Consider the following 18,820-nt stretch of genomic DNA (forward strand, 5'->3'; position numbering starts at 1 on the left):
GTCGCCGCGCGCAATCAGAAACGATCGGGTACGGCCACCGATGAACTGATGAACGCATAAATCAATGGCACGGGACAGGTGGCACGGTGAGCATGCGAGAGATGGTGCGGACGCGGCGGGGCGCGTGGACGGCGGCGCTGCTGGCCGTCACGGTGACGGGCTCCCTGGTGTCGGGCTGCACCTCGGGGGGCGGGGCCACCGACGACGGGCGGTCGCCGACGCAGAGTCGGACTCCGAGCGAGAGCGAGAGCGCGACCGGCACGGTGAACGCCGGTCCGGTGCTCGCCGTGAAGATCGACAACGCGCCCGACGCCCGCCCCCAGACGGGACTCGACGCGGCGGACGTGGTCTACGCCGAGCAGGTGGAGGGAGGTCTGAGCCGGCTGATGGCGGTCTTCGCGAGCACCCTGCCCGACGCCGTCGGGCCCGTACGCAGTGCCCGCGAGTCGGATCTCGAACTGCTGAGACAGTTCCACGAGCCGACGCTCGCGTTCTCCGGTGCCCAGCACAAGCTGCTGCCGCTGATAAACGACGCCCCGCTGGATCCCGAGCCGGCCGGCAAGGTGCCCGACGCCTGGTACCGGGGCTCCGGCAAGGCCGCTCCGCACAACCTGTATCTGCGTCCACGCCGGCTGATGGACTCCGCGCCCGGCGACACGGCGCTGACCACGGGCTTCCACTTCGGCGCGGCACCACCCGGCGGCACCCCGGAGACCTCGCGCACGGTCCGCTTCCCGTCGGCCCGCTTCACCTTCACCTGGTCCGCCGAGCGCGGGCGCTGGCTGGTGGCCATGGACGGCACCCCCACGGTGACGACCGACGGCAGGACGGTGGCGCCGGCGACGGTGGTCATCCAGTACGTGAAGGTGCGCACGTCCAAGTACCACGACTTCCTCGGCAACAACACGCCGTTCACGGAGTCGGTGGGCTCGGGCACGGCCCAGGTGCTCCGCGACGGCCGCGCCTTCGACGCGAACTGGACGCGCCCCGAGGCGGCCGACGGCACCCGGTTCACCACCCCGGACGGCGCGCCGATGAACTTCGCGCCGGGCCAGGTGTGGGTGGTCCTGGCCAAGGCGTGAAAGGCCCCTCAGTGCTGCGCGCGAAGGGGTTCCGCGGGGTTGCGGAGCCCCTCGGCGGCCTCCGACACGCGCTGGACGAGGTCGAAGAACAGGCTCTGCTCCTCGGCGGAGAGGGGGGCCAGGAAGACCTGGTTCATGCGCGCGACGCGCACGGTCAGTTTGCGGTGGACGCGCAGTCCGTCGTCCGTGAGGCGGAGCAGGAAGCGCCGCCCGTCCTCCGGGTCGCGCACCTTGTCCAGCAGCGCGCGGCGCCCGAGCCGGCTGACGACCTCGGCGATCGTGGACCGGTCGAGCCCCACCCGCTCCCCCACCGTGCGCTGGTCGAGACCGGGCTCGGCGACGAGCGCGTTCAGGACCGCGAACTGGGGCGAGGTGATCTCCTCGGAGACCATCGTGTTCCACAGCAGGTAGTGCGCCTGCTGAAGTCGCCGGGCCAGGTGCCCGGGGTGGGTGGAGAGGTCCACCGCGGCCATGTGCGCTCCTGACGTCACCGCTGAAGAATTCGTTGGTGCACTGAACGATACCTGCCCAACCCTACAGCTGTCCCGCCCTCGTCGGCCGTCCCGTTCCTTCACAATCACGCATTCACCTGGACTCTTGACGGACCGAAGTCCTGGTGGCAGCGTGTCGAGCACCTCGAAAAAATAATCAGTGCGCTGATTAATTCGAGGGCAGGACCGTCGGGAGAGATGAGGCTTCACGGATGGACAAGGTGGTCGCCACGGCACTGGAGGCGGTGGCCGATGTACCGGACGGCGCGACCCTGGCGGTCGGCGGATTCGGCCTCAGCGGCGTGCCGAACGTGCTGATCACGGCTCTCCACGAGCGGGGCGTCCAGGGGCTCGGGGTCGTCTCCAACAACTGCGGGGCGATGGACTCCGGGCTCGCGACCCTGCTCGCCGCGGGACGCATCGCCCGTGTCACCGGCTCGTACATCGGCGCGAACAAGGAGTTCGCCCGGCAGTACCTGGCCGGCGAGCTGGAGGTCGAGATGATCCCGCAGGGCACGCTGGCCGAACGGCTGCGCGCGGGCGGAGCCGGGATCCCCGCCTTCTACACACCCGCCGGAGTCGGCACGCAGGTCGCCGAGGGCGGACTGCCGTGGCGGTACGACGGCCACGGCGGCGTCACGCTGGCCTCCCCGCCGAAGGAGGTGCGCGAGTTCGACGGTACGGAGTACGTGCTGGAGCACGGCATCCGCACCGACTTCGCGCTGGTACGGGCCGCCAAGGGCGACCGGCACGGCAACCTCGTCTTCGGCAAGTCCTCGCGGAACTTCAACCCGCTCGCCGCGATGGCCGGCCGGGTGACGATCGCCGAGGTCGAGGAGCTCGTGGAGCCGGGCGGGATCGACCCGGACGCCGTGCATCTGCCCGGCATCTTCGTGCAGCGCGTGGTGGCCCTGACCCCCGAGCAGGCCAACGCCAAGATGATCGAGAAGCGGACGGTCTCGGCGCCCGCGACGGACGGAACGGTGGGCGAGTGATGGCCTGGACCAGGGAAGAGATGGCCGCGCGCGCCGCGCGTGAACTGACGGACGGCCAGTACGTGAACCTCGGCATCGGCCTGCCGACCCTCATCCCCAATCACCTCCCCCCGGGTGTGGAGGTGATCCTGGAGTCGGAGAACGGCATCCTCGGCACCGGCCCCTACCCGGCCGAGGACCAGGTCGACCCCGACCTCATCAACGCCGGCAAGGAGACCGTCACCGTCCTGCCGGGCGCCTCCTACTTCGACTCCGCGCTGTCCTTCGGGATGATCCGCGGCGGTCACATCGACGTCGCGGTGCTGGGCGCGATGCAGGTGTCGGCCGGCGGCGACCTCGCCAACTGGGCCGTCCCCGGCAAGATGATCACCGGCATCGGCGGGGCGATGGACCTCGTCCACGGGGCCCGTACGGTCATCGTGGTGATGACGCACACCGCCAAGGACGGCTCGCCCAAGATCCTCCGGGAGTGCGAACTGCCGCTCACCGGGAAGGCCTGTGTGAACCGGATCATCACCGACCTGGGCGTCCTCGACGTCACCGACGAGGGCCTGCTCCTGGTGGAGACCGCGCCGGGCGTCACGACCGCGGAGGTCGTGGCGAGGACCGCCGCCGAGGTCCGTGTCGCGGAAGGGATCCGGTCGTGAAGGACGTCTACGTCGTCGATGCCGTCCGGACCCCGATCGGCAGGTACGGCGGTGCGCTGGCCTCCGTCCGCCCGGACGATCTCGCGGCCCACACCGTCCGCGAACTCCTGGCCCGCACACCGGACCTGGACCCGGCGCGGATCGAGGACGTGTACTTCGGCAACGCCAACGGCGCGGGCGAGGAGAACCGCAACGTGGGACGGATGGCCGCCCTGCTCGCCGGGCTGCCGACCTCCGTGCCGGGCGTGACCGTCAACCGGCTGTGTGCCTCCGGACTGGAAGCCGTCGTCCAGGCGGCCCGCGCCATCGCGGTCGGCGACGCCTCGGTCGTCCTGGCCGGCGGCGTCGAGTCGATGACCCGCGCGCCCTACGTCCTGCCCAAGAGCGAGAGGCCGTTCCCCGCCGGGCACACCGAGCTGTACTCCACCACGCTCGGCTGGCGCATGGTCAATCCGCGGATGGACCCGCAGTGGACCATCCCGCTCGGCGAGTCCGCCGAACTCATCGCCGACAAGCACGCGATCACCCGCGAACAGCAGGACGAGTTCGCCCTCGGCAGCCACCGCAAGGCGGTCCGGGCCCGGGCGGAGGGCCTGTTCGACGCCGAGATCGCCCCGCTGTCGCTGCCCCGGCGCAAGGGCGACCCGGTCGTGTTCGACGCCGACGAATGCGTACGCGCCGACGCGTCCCTCGACGTCATGGCCCGGCTGAAGCCGTCCTTCCGTACGGAGGGGGGCACGGTCACCGCGGCCAACGCCTCGCCGCTCAACGACGGCGCCGCCGCCCTGCTGCTGACCGACGCCGAGGGACTGCGGGCCACCGGCCGCGAACCCCTCGCCCGGGTGTCGGCGACCGGCGTGTCCGCGATCGACCCCCAGTACTTCGGACTCGCCCCCGTGGAGGCCGTGAACCGCGCCCTCGCCAAGGCGGGCAGGAGATTTGACGATCTGTCGACACTGGAGCTGAACGAGGCCTTCGCCGCACAGGTCCTCGGCTGCCTCGCCGAATGGCCCGAGTTCGACCCGGCGATCCTCAACCCGCGCGGCGGCGCGATCGCTCTCGGGCACCCGCTGGGCGCCTCCGGTGCCCGGCTCGCCGGAACCGTCGCCCACCAACTCGCCCGCAGGGGCGGCGGGGTCGGTGTCGCCACCCTCTGCATCGGCGTGGGCCAGGGTCTCGCCCTCGTCCTCGAACGCTAGGAACTCGACCATGGCTCTCACCCAGTCGGACATCGACGCCGAGATCAAGGATCTCCAGGACGGCTACGACAAGGCGGTGGCCGGCGGCGCGCCCGTGCGGCACCATCCCGCGCGCGACTACCCCCCGTACCGCAGCTCCCGGCTCCGCCACCCGAAGCAGCCGCCGGTCGCGGTGGGCGGCGGCGACCCGGAGACCGTCGAGCTGTCGGGCCCGGTCTTCGGCGTCACCGACATCACCGAGATCGACAACGACCTCACCCGGCACCACCGGGGCGAGCCGATCGGCGAGCGGATCACCGTCTCCGGCCGGCTGCTCGACCGGGACGGCCGTCCGGTGCGCGGTCAGCTCATCGAGATATGGCAGGCCAACGCGGCGGGGCGGTACGCCCATCTGCGCGAGCAGCACCCGGCCCCGCTCGACCCCAACTTCACCGGCGTGGGACGGACCCTGACGGATGATCAGGGGCGGTACACGTTCACCACGGTCAAGCCGGGACCGTACCCCTGGGGCAATCACACCAATGCGTGGCGGCCCGCGCACATCCACTTCTCCGTCTTCGGCACCGCGTTCACCCAGCGGCTGGTGACACAGATGTACTTCCCGGGCGACCCGCTGTTCCCGTACGACCCGATCCTGCGGTCCGTGACGGACCCGGCCGCCCGCGACCGGCTGATCGCCGCGTACGACCACGAGCTCTCGCGGCCCGAGTTCTCCCTGGGCTACGCGTGGGACATCGTCCTCGACGGTCCCTCCGCCACCTGGATCGAGGAGGGCCGATGAGCACGGCCGAGCGACCGCTCCCCACCCCCGCCCACACCATCGGCCCCTTCTACGGCCACGCGCTGCCGTTCCCGGGCGGCGGCGACATCGCGCCCCCCGGCCACCCCGACACGATCACCCTGCACGGCCACGTGCTCGACGGGGCGGGCGCGCCCGTCCCCGACGCCCTGCTCGACTTCTGGCAGGCCGCGCCCGACGGCTCGCTCACGGGCGCGCCCGGCTCCCTGCGCCGCGACCCGTCCACGGGCGGCTTCCTCGGCCGCAACGGCGTCGACTTCACCGGCTTCGGCCGGGTCGCCACCGACGCCGACGGCCACTACGCGCTGCGCACGCTGCCGCCGGGGAACCCCGGGCTGCCCTACATCGGCGTGTGCGTCTTCGCACGCGGGCTGACCCACCACCTCTTCACCCGCGCCTATCTGGCCGACGGCCCGGACCGGCTGCTCGACTCGCTCCCCGACGAGCGGCGCGCCACGCTGATCGCGTCCGGGGGCGCCCTGCGGACGTACCGTTTCGACATCCGCCTTCAGGGCGAAGGCGAAACGGTCTTCCTGGAGTTCCAGTGACTGCTGCCGAACCCGTCGAGTCCGACACCGGACTGCTCGCCCCCGGCCGGGCGGGCTCCCCGGTGTCGGCCGCGACGAGCGACACCGCCTATCTGCGGGCCCTGCTCGACGCGGAGGCCGCCCTGACCCGGGCCCAGGCGTCCCTGGGGCTGGCCCCGGCCGGGGCCGCGACGGCGGTCACCCTCGCGGCCGGCACCGCCGACTTCGACCTCGCCTCGATCTCGCTGCGCGCCCGGGCCGGCGGCAACCCGGTGATCCCGCTGGTCGCGGACCTGACGGCCGCCGTCGCCGCCGAGTTCGGCCCGTACGTCCACCGGGGCGCGACGAGCCAGGACATCCTGGACTCGGCCACCATGCTCGTCGCGGCCCGCGGCCTCGACCTGCTCCTGGACGACCTGGAACGGACCGGGCACCACCTCGCCCGGCTCGCGGCGCGGCACCGGGACACCGTCCTGCCCGGCCGCACGCTCACCCAGCACGCGGTGCCGACGACCTTCGGGCTGAAGGCGGCGGGATGGCGGTCCCTCGTGCTCGACGCCCGGGACCGGCTGCACGCCGTACGGACCTCGCTGCCCGCCCAACTGGGCGGAGCGGCGGGTACCCTGGCCGCCTTCACCGCCTTCGGCGCGGACGACACCCGCGCCCTGACCGCCGCCTACGCCCGCGAACTCGGCCTCGCCGAGCCGGAGTTGCCCTGGCACACCCTGCGCACCCCGATCGCGGACCTGGCCGGCGCCCTGGCGTTCACGGCCGGCGCGCTCGGCAAGACGGCCGTCGACGTGCTCACCCTCTCGCGGACGGAGATCGCCGAACTGGCCGAGGGGTCGGGCGGCGGCTCGTCCGCGATGCCGCACAAGGCGAACCCGGTCCGGGCCACCCTCGTGGCCGCCGCCGCCCGGCGGGCTCCGCAGCTCGCGGCCACCCTGTACGGCTCGCTGGCGGCCGAGGACGAACGGCCGGCCGGAGCCTGGCACGCCGAGTGGGAACCCCTGCGCGACCTGCTGCGGCTGACCGGCGGAGCGGCCCGCGACACGGCCGAACTGACCGAGAACCTAGGGGTCGACGCCGACGCCATGCGCGAACACCTGGGCCTCACCCATGGGTTGATCGTCTCCGAACGGCTGGCCGCCGAACTCGCCCCGGTACTGGGCCGGGCGCGCGCCAGGGACGTGCTGAAGCGGGCCGCCGAACGGGCCGCCGGTGAGCGGCGGCCCCTCGCGGACGTGCTCGGCGAGGACCCCGCTCTGAAGGACCTCCCGGGTGTCGATCTCGCCGACCTGGCCGATCCGACCCGCTACACGGGCTCCGCCGGAGTCCTCACCGACCGTGCTCTGGAGCGACGTTGACCGCGAACCTGCTCACCCACCGCGCCGAGGGCTCCCCGACCGCTCCCCCGCTGCTCCTCGGGCCCTCGCTCGGGACCTCGTACGCCCTGTGGGACGGGGTCGCGCCCGAACTGTCCGCCGCCCACCGGGTGGTGCGCTGGAACCTGCCCGGGCACGGCGGCGCTCCCTCCGCGCCGATCGGGCCGGGCGCGACGGTCGCCGACCTGGCGGCGCTCGTGCTGGAGCTGGCCGACTCCCTGGGCATCGGGCGTTTCGCGTACGCCGGTGTGTCGCTGGGCGGCGCGGTGGGCCTGCATCTGGCGGTCCACCACCCCGACCGGCTCTCGTCCCTCGCCGTCATCTGCTCCTCTGCCCACTTCAACGGGGCGAAGCCGTGGGAGGAACGCGCCGAGCTGGTGCGCCGCGAAGGTCTCGGGCCCGTCGCCGCGACCGCCGACGCCCGCTGGTTCACCGCCGGTTTCACCGTTCCGGAACTGGTCCGGGACCACCGTGAGGCGGACCCGGAGGCGTACGCGGCCTGTTGCGACGCCCTCGCCGCGTTCGACATCCGCGAGGAGCTGGCGTCGATCACCGTACCGACGCTGCTGATCGCCGGGCGCGAGGATCCGGCGACACCGCCGGCGCATCTGCGGGAGATCGCGGACGCGGTGCCGGGCGCGACGCTCGTGGAGATCCCGGGCGCCTCGCATCTGGCGCCCGCCCAGTGCCCGGAGGCCGTGCTGACGGCTCTGCGCGCGCACTTCTCGGCGGGGGGCGCCCGGCGCGGCATGGAGGTACGCCGCCAGGTTCTCGGCGACGAGCACGTGGACCGCGCGCAGGCCCGCCAGACCCCGTTCACGGCCCGGTTCCAGGACTTCATCGCGCGCTACGCCTGGGGCGAGATCTGGACCGACACGACACTGAGCCGCCGCGAGCGCAGCATGATCACGCTGACCGCGCTGGTGGCCCACGGCCACCACGACGAGCTGGCGATGCACGTCCGCGCGGCACGGCGCAACGGGCTCACACCGGAGGAGATCGGCGCGGTGCTGCTGCAGACGGCGGTCTACTGCGGTGTCCCGGCCGCCAACGCGGCCTTCGCGGTGGCCCAGCGGGTCCTGGCGGAGCCCGACGCGGAGGACGGCGCCTCCCCGCCGGGCACCCCGGACTGACCCCGGCCGCGTGCGCGGCGGCCGGGTGGGCGGCCGCCGGGTGGACGGCCGCCGGGTGGACGGCCGCCGGGTGGACGGCGGCTGGGTGGGCGGCGGCCGCGGCTCGCTAGAGGCCCGCCAGAGCCGCCTGCGCCTTCGCCGTCAGACCGTCGGCCCCGCACGCGCGGGCCAGGGTCAGGCCCTTGTTCAGTTCCATCACCGAGCGGGACGCGATGCCGTACTCGATGCGGGCCGCCGCGTGTTCGTACTGGCAGGGAGAGGCTTCCAGGTAGGTGACCGCCTGGGCCGCCAGCCGGACAGCGCGCTGACCGGTTTCGAGGGCTGCGGCGCACCGCAGGGCTTCGCCGATCGCCGTGTCGGTGCCGAACCGCTCGGCCTGGCGGCGGGCGTCAGCGGCCAGGGAGGCGGCGCGCGACGGGTCCTCGTTGGCGAGTGCCCGCGCGAGGTCGACGGCCCAGGGCGCCAGCACCGTGTTGTGGTGGCCGCGGGCGGCGGCCGCCTTCTCCGCCGCCTCCAGTTCGTTGACGCCCTCCTTGGTGCGGCCGACGGCGAGCAGCAGCCGGCCGCGCACCGAGCGGGTGTCGGGAAGGACGATCGTGGCGGGGTACGGAGGCGCGAAGCCGTAGCGCTCGGCGATCTCCGCCGCCTCGTCGACGTGTCCGCGGGCCAGCAGGGTGTCGATGAGCCCGCAGGTCGCCGACCAGTACAGCGGCAGCCCGCGTCCTACCCGCTCCGCGAGGCGCAGCGATTCGCGCTGGTAGTGCTCCGCGTCGGCGAGACGGCCCCGCCTACGGTGGGCGAGGCCGAGGTAGGCGTTGGCCAGGGAGAGATGACCACCGCTCCAGCCCGCCTTCACATAGGCGTGCAGGGCCTCGCTGAACAGGCTCTCGGCCCGGTCCAGCCGGTCCGTGTAGGCGTACGCGCTGCCCAGCATGAGCAGCAGTTCGACGCCCCACTCGGTGTCGGTCCAGGCGAGTCCGGGTGCGAGGCGGCCGTTGACGAGGGCGCGGTCGCAGAGTTCCACGACCTCCTCGGCGTTCTCGCCGCGGGTCATCGCGTCGAAGCCGCGCAGTATGAGCAGCGCGCGCTCGGAGTTGTCGCGGCCCGTGCAGGTCGTGACGAGTTCGGCGAGTCCGCTGGAGTGCCCGGCGCGCTCCTCGCCCGCGTGGATGCCCTCCCACATGTAGTGCACGGCCTGGAGCCGCATCCGGGCGGGCCCCGGTTCCAGCCGTTCGGCCTCGGCGTCGACCGTGCGGACGGCTTCGTCCAGCTGGTTGTTGTGGAGCAGTGCCTGGGAGAGCCGGAAGACGGCGTCGACCCGCTCGGTGTCCTCGAGTCCGGGCCGCTCCAGCGCGGCCCGCAGATGGCCGATGGTCGTGGCGGGCGCGGTCAGGAGCGTGGCGCAGCCCAGTTCGTAGAGCACCCGCGCGTGCACCTCGGGCAGAGGCGGCTCCTTCAGCGCCCGTTCCAGGCAGCGCCGGGCGGCGTCCGGGGCGCCGACGGCGAGGTGCTCCCGGGCGGCCTCGCGCATCTGCTCGACGAGTTCGGGATCGTCGTCCGGATGCACTTCGAGGAGATGGCGGGAGGCCGCCGCCGCTCCGCGTCCGGACTCGGTGACCGCCCAGGCCGCCTGACCGTGCATCGCCGTGCGCAGGGCGTCCGGGATCGAGCGGTAGACCGCTGTCGCGATCAGCGGGTGGACGAACTCCAGCTCGCCGTCGGTCCGGTGGCCGTTGGTGGATCCGACCGCCGTCAAGATGCGCGCGGCGCCGAGCAGTTCGGCGCAGCGGGAGGCCTCCTCGTCCGGCATTCCGGCGAGTTGGGCGGCGAGGTCGAGGGAGATCCCGGTGCCGAGGATGGCGGCCGCCCAGGCGAACCGGGTGGCGTCGATCCCCAGGCCTTCGAGGCGGGCGACCAGTCCGCGGCCGCGGGCCGAGCGGTTGAGGTCGCGCAGTTCGGCGGCCGAGCCCTCGACCGGATCCAGTTCGCTGTCCTGGACCTTGGCGAGCAGTTCGACGGTCTCGTACGGGTTGCCGCCGGTGACCGCCCACACCTCGCGGCAGAAGGGCGCGTCGGCGTGCTCGCCGAGGGTGGCGCGGGTCAGTCCCTCGGTGGCGGCCGGGGTCAGCGTGGTCAGGGTGGCGACCGTACGGCCCGCGGCGGCCACCGCGTCGAGCAGCCGGGCGCTCTCGCCCGTGACCCCGCCGGGCCTGCGGGCCACCACGACGAGGACGGACAGGTCGTCCAGGCGCTCGGCGAACGCGGCGAGCCAGCGCAGGGTCTCCTGATCGGCCCAGTGCGCGTCGTCGATGAGCAGCACGAGCGGCCAGTCCCGCTTCGCGAGACGGCGGACCGCGGCGACCAGACCGTCGCACACGCCCTGCGGGTCGGGCTGCCGGTCACCGGGTTCGGCTATGCCGAGGGCGGGTCCGGCGATGTCGTACCAGTCCCCCAGGTATTCACGCGCCTCCTCCGGGAGCAGCGAGACGAGCGCCGGCTGGAGCAACTGCCGTACGACGTTGAAGGGGACGGACGTGACGGTCTCGCCGCCGCGCGCCGACCACACGGCACAGCCCTTGCCCTCGGCGATCCTGCGCACCTCGGCGAGGAGGGCGGTCTTGCCGAGACCCGCCTCTCCGCTGAGCACCAGCAGGGTGCCCGAGGTCGCGGATTCCGCGCGCAGCGCGGTGACCGCCTCCTCGAGAGTGGCGACCTCCTCGTCGCGCTCCCACAGGGAAGCCGAGGCGACCGCTCCGGGTCGTACCTCCGTCATCCCGTTACCTCCCCAGGTCGCCCGAACGACGTAACTGCAACGAGCCTAGCCCCCTGGAAGCCGGGACGGAGGCGGGACCCGGGACCAGTTGCCGGGACGGGTGACAGCGGACTCGCGGAGGCGACGCCGCCGCGCACGCCGTGGCCCCGAAGGGAAGTGACGGACAGTCAATCATTGGGAAAATGAAGGTAATTTTCCTCCTTCGCACACCACACGGGGGCGCGTTCCGTGCCGCCCCACACCTCTCGAAGGAGGACCGGCACAGGCGCCCCCGCGCGCGACCGTGACCTGCGCGCCCTCCCTTTTCCGCGCCCTCGCGAAGCAGCGCCCACGGGTGCCGCGGGCGCCCGGCCGAGCGCTTCGCGCCCGGCGTCCGGGGCTCCGGCGTCCCGATCCCCGCGGCACGGCGGCCGGCCCGGGCGGGAGGGGAGCGGGCACGCGCCGGGCACAGGCGTTCTTCATCCGTTCGCATGCATCCGGCGAGGTAATTGGCATGGCCGCGCCAGGGCGTGAAGGGCTTCGGGGAACCCTCTCATCCGCCTTTCACCCGGGACTCATACGGTGGGTCCATGACGCAGGTGACTCCCCCCGGCTGGTATCCCGACCCCGGGCAGACAGATGACGCTCCCGCCACCGAGCGCTGGTGGGACGGTAGGACATGGACGGACCAGGTCCGCCCCGTCGGGTCGGCGGCGGCTTGGGGTCCCCCGGCGTACCCGGCGGGGGCCGCGCCGTATCCGGCGTACGCCCCGGACAAGCCGCGGCGCGGGCTGCGCACGGGCATAGCGGTCGCGGCGGCGGTCGCCGTCCTCGCCGGTATCGGCGGCGGCGTGTACGCGCTGACCAGTGACGGCGGACGCGGCGGCAGCGCGGCCTCCTCCGGCTCCGGCGGGCCGGACGGACAGGGCGGACCGTTCGGACCCGGCGGCGGCCGGGAGGGCGGCCCGAACGGAGGGCCCGGCGGCTCCGGCGGCACGGACGGCCAAGGGGGCCCCGGTGGTTCCGGTGGTTCCGGTGGCCAGACTCCGGCTCCCGGCGAGTCGGGCGGGCCGCAGAGCGACCCCGGCTTCGCCACGGACGTCTACAACGGCATCAGCATCCCGGTGCCGGACGGGTGGACCGGCCAGAGCGGCGCGGGCACGGCCGCGGTCTCCACCAAGGACACCTACAAATGCCCCGGTGACACCTCGCAGAACTGCCAGCGCGGCGGTGCCTACTCGGCCCCGGCGACGGCCCAGAAGCTGAAGTCGAAGACCGCGGAGGCGGCGGCCAAGGAGGACATCTCCAAGAACGCCACCGAGTCGTACGGCAAGGGCTACGGTTCGATCACGTCGCACACGGAGCTCGCCTCGAAGGCCGTCACGGTGGCCGGCGAGAAGGGCTATCTGGTGCGCTGGAAGGTCGTGACGAGCAAGGGCGACGACGGGTACGTCGAGTCGCTCGTGTTCCCCTCCCCCGCGGACCCCGCCTCACTGGTCGTCGTCCGGTTCGGCGTCGACATCAGCTCCAAGGCCCCGGAGCAGTCGATCATCGACACCATCACCAAGGGCATCAAGGTGGCGAGCGGAACCGGCGGGAACGGCCAGAACGTCTGAGACCGCCCGCACGGGACGCCTCCGTCCCGGCGCCGGGACACCGTGGACATGGATCGGCCGGGTGGAGCGCCCCTCCGCTCAAGGGGAACCCCACCCGGCCGGGGGGTGCGCGCCGCCCCCGTCCCCACGGTGCGGCGCGATACAGGCCGACGTCCGGTCATCCCACGGACAGCGGCCTGAGACTCAGGTGAGACCGAGCGTCGGCAGGACGACGGCCTCCACGAATTGTGTGAGATACGCCGCGTCCGCGTACTGCCCGTCCAGCAGGGGGCGCACCCTCAGGACCCCGAGCATCTGGGCCGGGATGAACTCCAGCGCCGGATGCCCGGCGTCGACCTCACCGCGCTCGACACCGCGGTTGATCATCTGCCGCAGCTCGGCCACCTCGGGCTCGACGAGCGCGTCGCGCAGCGCCTGCTGCAGCTCCTTGTCCTGCATGACGGCGTTGCCGAGGCCCTGCAGGAGCTGCGTGCTGTCCCTGGCCGACCATTCGCCCGCGGCCGCGGCCGCGGCCCGGAGGTCGCCGGCGAGTGAGCCGGTGTCGATCCCCGTGAACCGCGGGCAGCGGTTGTTGCGCAGCGCGGCGGCCACGAACTGTGGCTTCGACTTCCACTGACGGTAGAGGGTGGACTTGCTGCACCGGGTGCTGGCGGCGACGCCCTCCATGGTGAGCGCCTCGTACCCGCACTCCCGGATCTGTTCGAGCACGGCGTCGTAGAACTCCTGCTCACGCTCGGGCGTGATCTTGGAGCGGCGCGAGGCGACGACCGTCTCCGGTCCGTCCGCGGCCTGCGACGTCATGGCGCTTCTCCTCGCTCGATCCGGCATAGACCGGTGCGGTCTTGCGTTCAGTGTAATCGATACGCAAGGGTACCGGTACGCATCCGTATCGGTACACCCGCGTATCGGTACTCTGTCGTATCGGTACACTGGCGTATCGATGAGCCTCGGACAGGATCCACTCCTCTCCCCCACCGGGACGGCCGAGTGGATCCTGTCCTGGGCTCACCGCGCACACACGACTTCAGAACGTCAGCAAGGGGGCCGGGGATGGATTCCCGAACCGAGCCTGCGGATTCGGCATCCGAGTCCGCGTCACGATCGGAGCCGCCCGACGCGGCTCCGTCCGCGGCCGCGCCGGGCGGCGCGGCCGTTCGCACGCGGCCGCGCCCGCACGCACCCGCGCGCGCCGCCGCGCGCCCGGACGACACCGTGGCGCGCCCGCCGCTGCTGCGGGAGCTGCTCCTCGTCGTCGGGCTCTTCGTCGTCTACAAGGCCGGCCGCCTGCTGGCCACCGGACGGACCGACGAGGCCTTCGCCGACGCGCACCGCGTCTGGGGCTGGGAGCGCACCCTGCACCTGCCGGGCGAGGGCGCCGTGCAGGGCGCGCTGCTGGACAGCGACACCCTCGTGCACCTCGCGAACACCTACTACGCGACCGTCCACTTCCCGGCCACCGCCGCGTTCCTGGTCTGGCTGTATCTGCGGCGCCCCGCGCACTACGTGTGGGCCCGCAGGATCCTCGCCCTGGTCACCGGCGCCGCCCTGGTCGGGCACCTCGTGTTCCCGCTGGCGCCGCCGCGGCTGCTCGCCGGAACGGGTCTCATCGACACCGGCCAGGTGTACGGGCCCACCGTGTACGGCGCGCACCCGGCCGCCGACGCCCTGGCGAACCAGTTCGCCGCGATGCCCTCGCTGCACTTCGGCTGGGCGCTGATGGTCGCGATCGGCCTGATCACCGCGACCCGGTCGCGGTGGCGCGCGCTGTGGCTGCTGCACCCCCTGCTCACCCTGCTGGTGATCGTCGGCACCGCGAACCACTACTGGCTCGACGCGGTCGTCGCGACCGCGCTGCTCTGCCTCGCCCTCGCCGTGGTCCATCCGCCGCACCGGACGGCGACGACCTCGGGGCGGCACCCGGTCCACGAACCCGCGGGGACCCCCGTACACGATCTGCCCGGACTCGTGGGAGCGGGACGATGAACCCGACGCTCGTCGCCGTCGTCCTGTCCCTGTTCTCCTCCGTGGCCTACGCCTCCGCGGCCGTCGCACAGGAACGGCTGGCCGCCCGGTCGGCCGGGGCTGGCGCGGTACGCCTGCTGGCCCAGGGTGCCTGGTGGTGGTCGGTGACCCTGAACGCCTCGGCCGCCCTGCTGCACGTGGCGGCCCTCAAGTACGGAACGCTCACCCTGGTCCAGCCGCTCGGGGCGCTCACCCTCGTGGCCGCCGTGCCGCTGGGCGCGCGGCTCGCCGGACGGCGGGTCAGCGCGGTGGAGTGGCGCGGCACGGCGCTCACGCTGACCGGCCTCGCCGCACTGCTCGTCACGGCGTCCGGCACCGCGCCGGGCGAGGTGCTGAGCCTGCCGCAGGCGCTCGCCGTCGCGGGCACGACGGCCGCGGTCATCGGCGTGCTGGCACGCGGCGCCCGGCCGGGACTGCGGCACGCGACGGCCTCCGGGTTCGCCTCGGGCGTGGCGTCGGCCCTCACCCAGACCGTGACGGTGGCCGCGACGGACCGTTCGGGCTCGCCGCTCAGCGCGCGGGTCGTCGTGGTGGCCCTGCTGGTGGCGGTCTTCGCGGCGGGCGGGCTGCTGCTGTCGCAGACCGCCTACCAGGGCGGGCTCGGCGCGCCGCTGGCCGTCGTGACGCTCGCCAATCCGCTGGCCGCGGCGGCGATCGGGCTGTCCCTGCTCGGCGAGCGTCTCCAGGGCGGTGCGGCGGGCCTGCTGCTCGCGCTCGCGGGAGCGTCGGTCGCCGCGTGGGGTGTGGTGACGCTGTCCCGTTCGGCGCCCGAGCCGGACACGGGACCCGCGGTCGCCCTCCCGGACGGCCTGGTGGACGACGACCACCCGGTCGCCGCGGTGCTGGCGCTGGAACCGAACGGGGCGGCGTACGAGCCCTCGTTGCTGCCCCGGCAGACCGGCTCGGGCCATCTGACGTCCCTCTGACGTCCCTGCAGGAGGACGTCACCGCCACAACCCCCGGCCCGGACGGCGGGAGGGAGAGGGTGGAGGGCCGGCCGCCGGCATGGGGAGCGGGACGGCACATGCCGCGAGGGCGGCCGCGGAGAGATCCGCGGCCGCCCTCGGTTACGTCCGTGTCCTGTCAGCCCAGTCCGCGGGAGTCCTGCTTGAGCGCCGTGTCGACGGTCAGCGCCGTCGCGACGACGAGGCTCAGCAGCGGCTCGGGGAGCTGGAAGTGGATCTGCAGGACGTAGTTGTCCGCGCTCGTGAACATCGTCTTGGCGAGGCCTTCCCAGGTCTTCGTGATCCGGGCCACCTCGTTCTCCGACTCGTCGACGATCGCGAAGTTCCAGGCACGCCAGTTCTCCGCCTTGATCGCGCCGACCTGCCGGCCGTCCACGTTCATCGCGAAGTTGATCTTGCCGATCATGTTCTTCTGGACGATCTCACCCACGGCCGAGCCGTCCGGACGGGTCACGATCACGCGGGACTTGAATATCTTCGCCGGGCGGGTCAGCAGCAACTGCGGCTGCCCGTGGGCGTCGCGGATCTCCAGCCGGTGGGTGAGGAACTGGTCGAGGCTGGAGACGAACCGCAGGATCTTCCGGAACACGCCCTGGCCGACCTCGGTGACCGAGCCGAGCTGGTTGCCCTGCTGGTCCATGACCTTGTACTCGTTGGTCAGCTCGATGAGCTTGGCCTTCTGGTTCACCACCAGGACCGGCTCGGTGAACAGCGTGCCGCCGCCGACGCCGCTCGGGGCGACTCCGGCCTGCTGGTGCACCTGGCGCTGGACACGCGGGTCGGGGGCGGTGGCCTGCTGGGGGAAGGCCTGCTGGGGCGGCGTGCCCTGGTGCGGCACCTGCTGGGAGGCCGGGGCCTCCTGGTCGGTCCACTGCGAGCCGTCCCAGTAACGCTGGGTCTGGGGCTTCCCGTTCGGGTCCGGGTACCAACCTGCAGGAGTGTTCGAATGCGTCGTCACCGGGGCACCCTACCGTGACATGGCCGGAAAACAACGGTCAGTTGTGGACTCATCAGGCGGTGATGAGAGCGGGGTCGCTCACACCGGGTCGGCCGTTCTCGACATGTCCGGCGAATCGCCGCAGAAAGCCCGCCTGTCCGTCGACGGTCACGGTGAGGTCGTACCAGCACCTGCTCGCCGCCAGGTCCACCGTGTGCTTCAGAGTCTCGCCCGCCCGGACCCGCAGGACCCGGGACGGCCCGCCGTAGCCGTTCGTGAGCCTGAGCGTCGCCGTGGCGGCACCCTTGTTGACGAGGGTGAGTTCCACGTCGCAGCCGGTGTGACGGGCGGTGACCTCCGGTCCCGCCGTCCGGTTGGCCCCCTTGAAGACGCGCAGGAAGCCGTTCGGACCGTGCACGGTGAGGTCGTACGAGCCGGCCGAGTAGGCCGAGTTCCAGGTGTCCGAGACGGTCGCGCCCGCCGCGGTCGTGTAGGTCCAGGGGCCGTCGGTGCGGTCGCCGGAGGTGACGAGGAAGGCCGCGCCGGCCCTGGCTCCGGAACCGAAGGTCAGCGTGAACCTGCCGGTGGCGGTGTCGGCCGAGCCGTCCACGAGGGGGGCGTACTTGAGCGGCCGGGTCGGCCGTGAGCCGCGCTCCTGCCGGGGCAGGGCCGGGTTCGCGGGCGGGGTCGGGACATAGTCGGGGTGGCGGTCGCCGTCCGGCGGACGGTAGCCCTCGGTGCTCGGCAGCGTGACCGGGGCGGTGTCCTTGCGGGCGAAGTCGAAGGCGGCCGTCAGGTCGCCGCAGACCGCGCGCCGCCAGGGCGAGATGTTGGGCTCGCGTACCCCGAACCGGGCCTCCATGAACCGGATGACCGAGGTGTGGTCGAGCGTCTCGGAGCAGACGTAACCGCCCTTGCTCCAGGGCGAGACGACGAGCATCGGCACCCGCTGGCCCAGTCCGTAGGGTCCCGCCGCGTGGCTCGCGTCGCCCGCGTACAGGTCCGGGCCGACGTCGACCGTGGACTTGCCCTGTGCCGCGGACTGCGGCGGGAAGGGCGGCACCACGTGGTCGAAGAAGCCGTCGTTCTCGTCGTACGTGACGAACAGGGCCGTCCGGCTCCACACCTCGGGGTCGGAGGTGAGGGCGTCCAGGACCTGGGAGATGTACCAGGCACCGTAGTTCGCGGGCCAGTTGGGGTGCTCGCTGAAGGCCTCGGGGGCGGCGATCCAGGAGACCTGCGGCAGCGTGCCGCCCTGCACGTCGGCCCTGAGCCGGTCGAAGAAGCCCTCGCCCTTGCGGGCGTCGGTGCCGGTGCGGGCCTTGTCGTACAGCGGGTCGCCCGGCCGGGCGTCGCGGTACTGGTTGAAGTACAGCAGCGAGTTGTCGCCGTAGTTGCCCCGGTAGGCGTCGGCTATCCAGCCCCAGGAGCCGTTCGCGTCCAGCCCGTCGCCGACGTCCTGGTAGACCTTCCAGGAGATCCCGGCCGCCTCCAGCCGCTCCGGGTACGTCGTCCAGCCGTACCCCGCCTCGTCGTTGCCGAGGACCGGGCCGCCGCCCTTGCCGTCGTTGCCGGTGTAACCCGTCCACATGTAGTAGCGGTTGGGGTCCGTCGAGCCGATGAACGAGCAGTGGTACGCGTCGCAGACGGTGAACGCGTCGGCCAGCGCGTAGTGGAACGGGATGTCCTCACGCGTCAGATACGCCATCGTCGTCGCCGACTTGGCGGGCACCCACTTGTCGTACCTGCCCCTGTTGAACGCGGCGTGCCCGTCGCTCCAGCCGTGCGGGAGGTCCTTGAGGAACGCGAGCCCGAGGTCGTCCGTCTCCGGACGGAAGGGGAGCACGTCCTTGGTGCCGTCCGACTGGTACCACACCGGCTTGGTGCCGGCCGGGGCCGCCGGACGCGGGTCGCCGAAGCCGCGGACGCCTCTCATCGAGCCGAAGTAGTGATCGAACGAACGGTTCTCCTGCATCAGGACGACGATGTGCTCGACGTCCTGGATCGTGCCCGAACGACGGTGCGCCGGCACGGCCGCGGCGCGCTGGACGCTGCCGGCCAGCGCGGTCGACGCCGCCGTCCCGCCCGCGATCTGGAAGAAACGGCGCCGATTCACTTGAGACATGAGCGGGTGACCTCTAGTCCTGAAGGGCCCTGCGGCCGGCGGTCGACGGAACGTGCGAGAAGCGAGTTTTCCAAGCGCACCGAACGTCAGGAAAGGGCCCACTGTCGCCGACGTGAAGCTCGGCGGTACGCCAGGCGAACCGTTC

General features: G+C 72.7%; 16 protein-coding genes. 11 read left to right on the forward strand and 5 right to left on the reverse strand.

All coding sequences use genetic code 11. From position 1 onward, the window contains the following. Window positions 1-92: 92 nt before the first annotated feature. On the forward strand, window positions 93-1,082 hold the full coding sequence (locus tag ACFYYF_RS04695; protein ID WP_388771586.1) for a DUF3048 domain-containing protein: 990 nt from the start codon (window positions 93-95) through the stop codon (window positions 1,080-1,082). Between the two features lie 8 nt (window positions 1,083-1,090). Here ACFYYF_RS04695 and ACFYYF_RS04700 read toward each other — a convergent pair whose 3' ends face one another. Then, window positions 1,091-1,555, reverse strand: coding sequence for a MarR family winged helix-turn-helix transcriptional regulator (locus ACFYYF_RS04700; protein ID WP_388771374.1), 465 nt, complete (start codon window positions 1,553-1,555; stop codon window positions 1,091-1,093). Between the two features lie 230 nt (window positions 1,556-1,785). Between ACFYYF_RS04700 and ACFYYF_RS04705 the strand changes: the two genes are divergently transcribed. From ACFYYF_RS04705 to pcaD, 7 genes are read left to right on the forward strand one after another with little or no spacing between them, the layout of a single operon-like run. Next, entirely contained in the window at window positions 1,786-2,568 is a 783-nt protein-coding gene (locus ACFYYF_RS04705; protein WP_365485592.1) for a CoA transferase subunit A, read from the forward strand. Continuing rightward, entirely contained in the window at window positions 2,568-3,215 is a 648-nt protein-coding gene (locus ACFYYF_RS04710) for a CoA transferase subunit B (protein WP_361687187.1), read from the forward strand. The genes ACFYYF_RS04705 and ACFYYF_RS04710 overlap by 1 nt, the downstream gene beginning before the upstream one ends. Further along, window positions 3,212-4,414 carry a thiolase family protein gene (locus tag ACFYYF_RS04715; protein WP_388771376.1) on the forward strand — a complete coding sequence of 401 codons (1,203 nt, stop codon included), beginning with the start codon at window positions 3,212-3,214 and terminating at the stop codon, window positions 4,412-4,414. Before ACFYYF_RS04710 ends, ACFYYF_RS04715 begins: the two co-directional genes overlap by 4 nt. A 10-nt stretch (window positions 4,415-4,424) precedes the next feature. Continuing rightward, window positions 4,425-5,195, forward strand: coding sequence for a protocatechuate 3,4-dioxygenase subunit beta (gene pcaH, locus ACFYYF_RS04720; protein ID WP_388771378.1), 771 nt, complete (start codon window positions 4,425-4,427; stop codon window positions 5,193-5,195). Next, on the forward strand, window positions 5,192-5,761 hold the full coding sequence (gene pcaG, locus ACFYYF_RS04725; RefSeq protein WP_388771381.1) for a protocatechuate 3,4-dioxygenase subunit alpha: 570 nt from the start codon (window positions 5,192-5,194) through the stop codon (window positions 5,759-5,761). Before pcaH ends, pcaG begins: the two co-directional genes overlap by 4 nt. Next, complete coding sequence (gene pcaB, locus ACFYYF_RS04730) at window positions 5,758-7,107, forward strand: 3-carboxy-cis,cis-muconate cycloisomerase (RefSeq protein ID WP_388771384.1); 1,350 nt, start codon at window positions 5,758-5,760, stop codon at window positions 7,105-7,107. The genes pcaG and pcaB overlap by 4 nt, the downstream gene beginning before the upstream one ends. Then, a complete protein-coding gene (gene pcaD / locus ACFYYF_RS04735; RefSeq protein WP_388771387.1) occupies window positions 7,104-8,258 on the forward strand; it encodes a 3-oxoadipate enol-lactonase in 1,155 nt (384 codons plus the stop codon). Before pcaB ends, pcaD begins: the two co-directional genes overlap by 4 nt. Window positions 8,259-8,364: 106 nt before the next feature. Here the strand turns inward: pcaD and ACFYYF_RS04740 are convergent, their stop codons facing one another. Next, the gene (locus ACFYYF_RS04740) at window positions 8,365-11,031 is read right to left on the reverse strand and encodes an ATP-binding protein (protein WP_388771389.1); all 2,667 of its coding nucleotides are present in this window, start codon (window positions 11,029-11,031) and stop codon (window positions 8,365-8,367) included. 569 nt (window positions 11,032-11,600) lie between these two features. Here ACFYYF_RS04740 and ACFYYF_RS04745 point away from each other — a divergent pair. After that, window positions 11,601-12,626 (forward strand): DUF2510 domain-containing protein, encoded by a 1,026-nt coding sequence (locus ACFYYF_RS04745; protein ID WP_388771391.1) that lies wholly within the window; start codon window positions 11,601-11,603, stop codon window positions 12,624-12,626. Between the two features lie 183 nt (window positions 12,627-12,809). Here the strand turns inward: ACFYYF_RS04745 and ACFYYF_RS04750 are convergent, their stop codons facing one another. After that, the gene (locus ACFYYF_RS04750) at window positions 12,810-13,427 is read right to left on the reverse strand and encodes a TetR/AcrR family transcriptional regulator (protein WP_361687210.1); all 618 of its coding nucleotides are present in this window, start codon (window positions 13,425-13,427) and stop codon (window positions 12,810-12,812) included. A 411-nt stretch (window positions 13,428-13,838) separates the two neighbouring features. Here ACFYYF_RS04750 and ACFYYF_RS04755 point away from each other — a divergent pair, with 411 nt between their 5' ends. Continuing rightward, window positions 13,839-14,609 (forward strand): phosphatase PAP2 family protein, encoded by a 771-nt coding sequence (locus tag ACFYYF_RS04755; RefSeq protein ID WP_388771395.1) that lies wholly within the window; start codon window positions 13,839-13,841, stop codon window positions 14,607-14,609. Next, window positions 14,606-15,574, forward strand: a complete 969-nt coding sequence (locus tag ACFYYF_RS04760; RefSeq protein ID WP_388771397.1) for a hypothetical protein — start codon at window positions 14,606-14,608, stop codon at window positions 15,572-15,574. Before ACFYYF_RS04755 ends, ACFYYF_RS04760 begins: the two co-directional genes overlap by 4 nt. 157 nt (window positions 15,575-15,731) lie before the next feature. Here ACFYYF_RS04760 and ACFYYF_RS04765 read toward each other — a convergent pair whose 3' ends face one another. After that, on the reverse strand, window positions 15,732-16,571 hold the full coding sequence (locus tag ACFYYF_RS04765) for a phospholipid scramblase-related protein (protein ID WP_361687219.1): 840 nt from the start codon (window positions 16,569-16,571) through the stop codon (window positions 15,732-15,734). A 52-nt stretch (window positions 16,572-16,623) separates the two neighbouring features. Then, window positions 16,624-18,675: a phosphocholine-specific phospholipase C gene (locus ACFYYF_RS04770; RefSeq protein WP_388771399.1), complete on the reverse strand. Its 2,052-nt coding sequence runs from the start codon at window positions 18,673-18,675 to the stop codon at window positions 16,624-16,626. Between the last annotated feature and the right edge of the window lie 145 nt (window positions 18,676-18,820).

It is taken from the genome of Streptomyces sp. NPDC001914, from assembly GCF_042891215.1.
Lineage (GTDB): Bacteria > Actinomycetota > Actinomycetes > Streptomycetales > Streptomycetaceae > Streptomyces.

What these genes read in the sequence shown, in the direction of transcription:
- pcaH (WP_388771378.1), top strand. Translation starts at nt 4,425, where the DNA reads ATGGCTCTCACCCAGTCGGACATCGACGCCGAGATCAAGGATCTCCAG.
- ACFYYF_RS04760 (WP_388771397.1), top strand. Translation starts at nt 14,606, where the DNA reads ATGAACCCGACGCTCGTCGCCGTCGTCCTGTCCCTGTTCTCCTCCGTG.
- ACFYYF_RS04740 (WP_388771389.1), bottom strand. Translation starts at nt 11,031, where the DNA reads ATGACGGAGGTACGACCCGGAGCGGTCGCCTCGGCTTCCCTGTGGGAG.
- ACFYYF_RS04705 (WP_365485592.1), top strand. Translation starts at nt 1,786, where the DNA reads ATGGACAAGGTGGTCGCCACGGCACTGGAGGCGGTGGCCGATGTACCG.
- ACFYYF_RS04750 (WP_361687210.1), bottom strand. Translation starts at nt 13,427, where the DNA reads ATGACGTCGCAGGCCGCGGACGGACCGGAGACGGTCGTCGCCTCGCGC.
- ACFYYF_RS04710 (WP_361687187.1), top strand. Translation starts at nt 2,568, where the DNA reads ATGGCCTGGACCAGGGAAGAGATGGCCGCGCGCGCCGCGCGTGAACTG.
- ACFYYF_RS04695 (WP_388771586.1), top strand. Translation starts at nt 93, where the DNA reads ATGCGAGAGATGGTGCGGACGCGGCGGGGCGCGTGGACGGCGGCGCTG.
- pcaG (WP_388771381.1), top strand. Translation starts at nt 5,192, where the DNA reads ATGAGCACGGCCGAGCGACCGCTCCCCACCCCCGCCCACACCATCGGC.
- ACFYYF_RS04770 (WP_388771399.1), bottom strand. Translation starts at nt 18,675, where the DNA reads ATGTCTCAAGTGAATCGGCGCCGTTTCTTCCAGATCGCGGGCGGGACG.
- ACFYYF_RS04745 (WP_388771391.1), top strand. Translation starts at nt 11,601, where the DNA reads ATGACGCAGGTGACTCCCCCCGGCTGGTATCCCGACCCCGGGCAGACA.
- ACFYYF_RS04700 (WP_388771374.1), bottom strand. Translation starts at nt 1,555, where the DNA reads ATGGCCGCGGTGGACCTCTCCACCCACCCCGGGCACCTGGCCCGGCGA.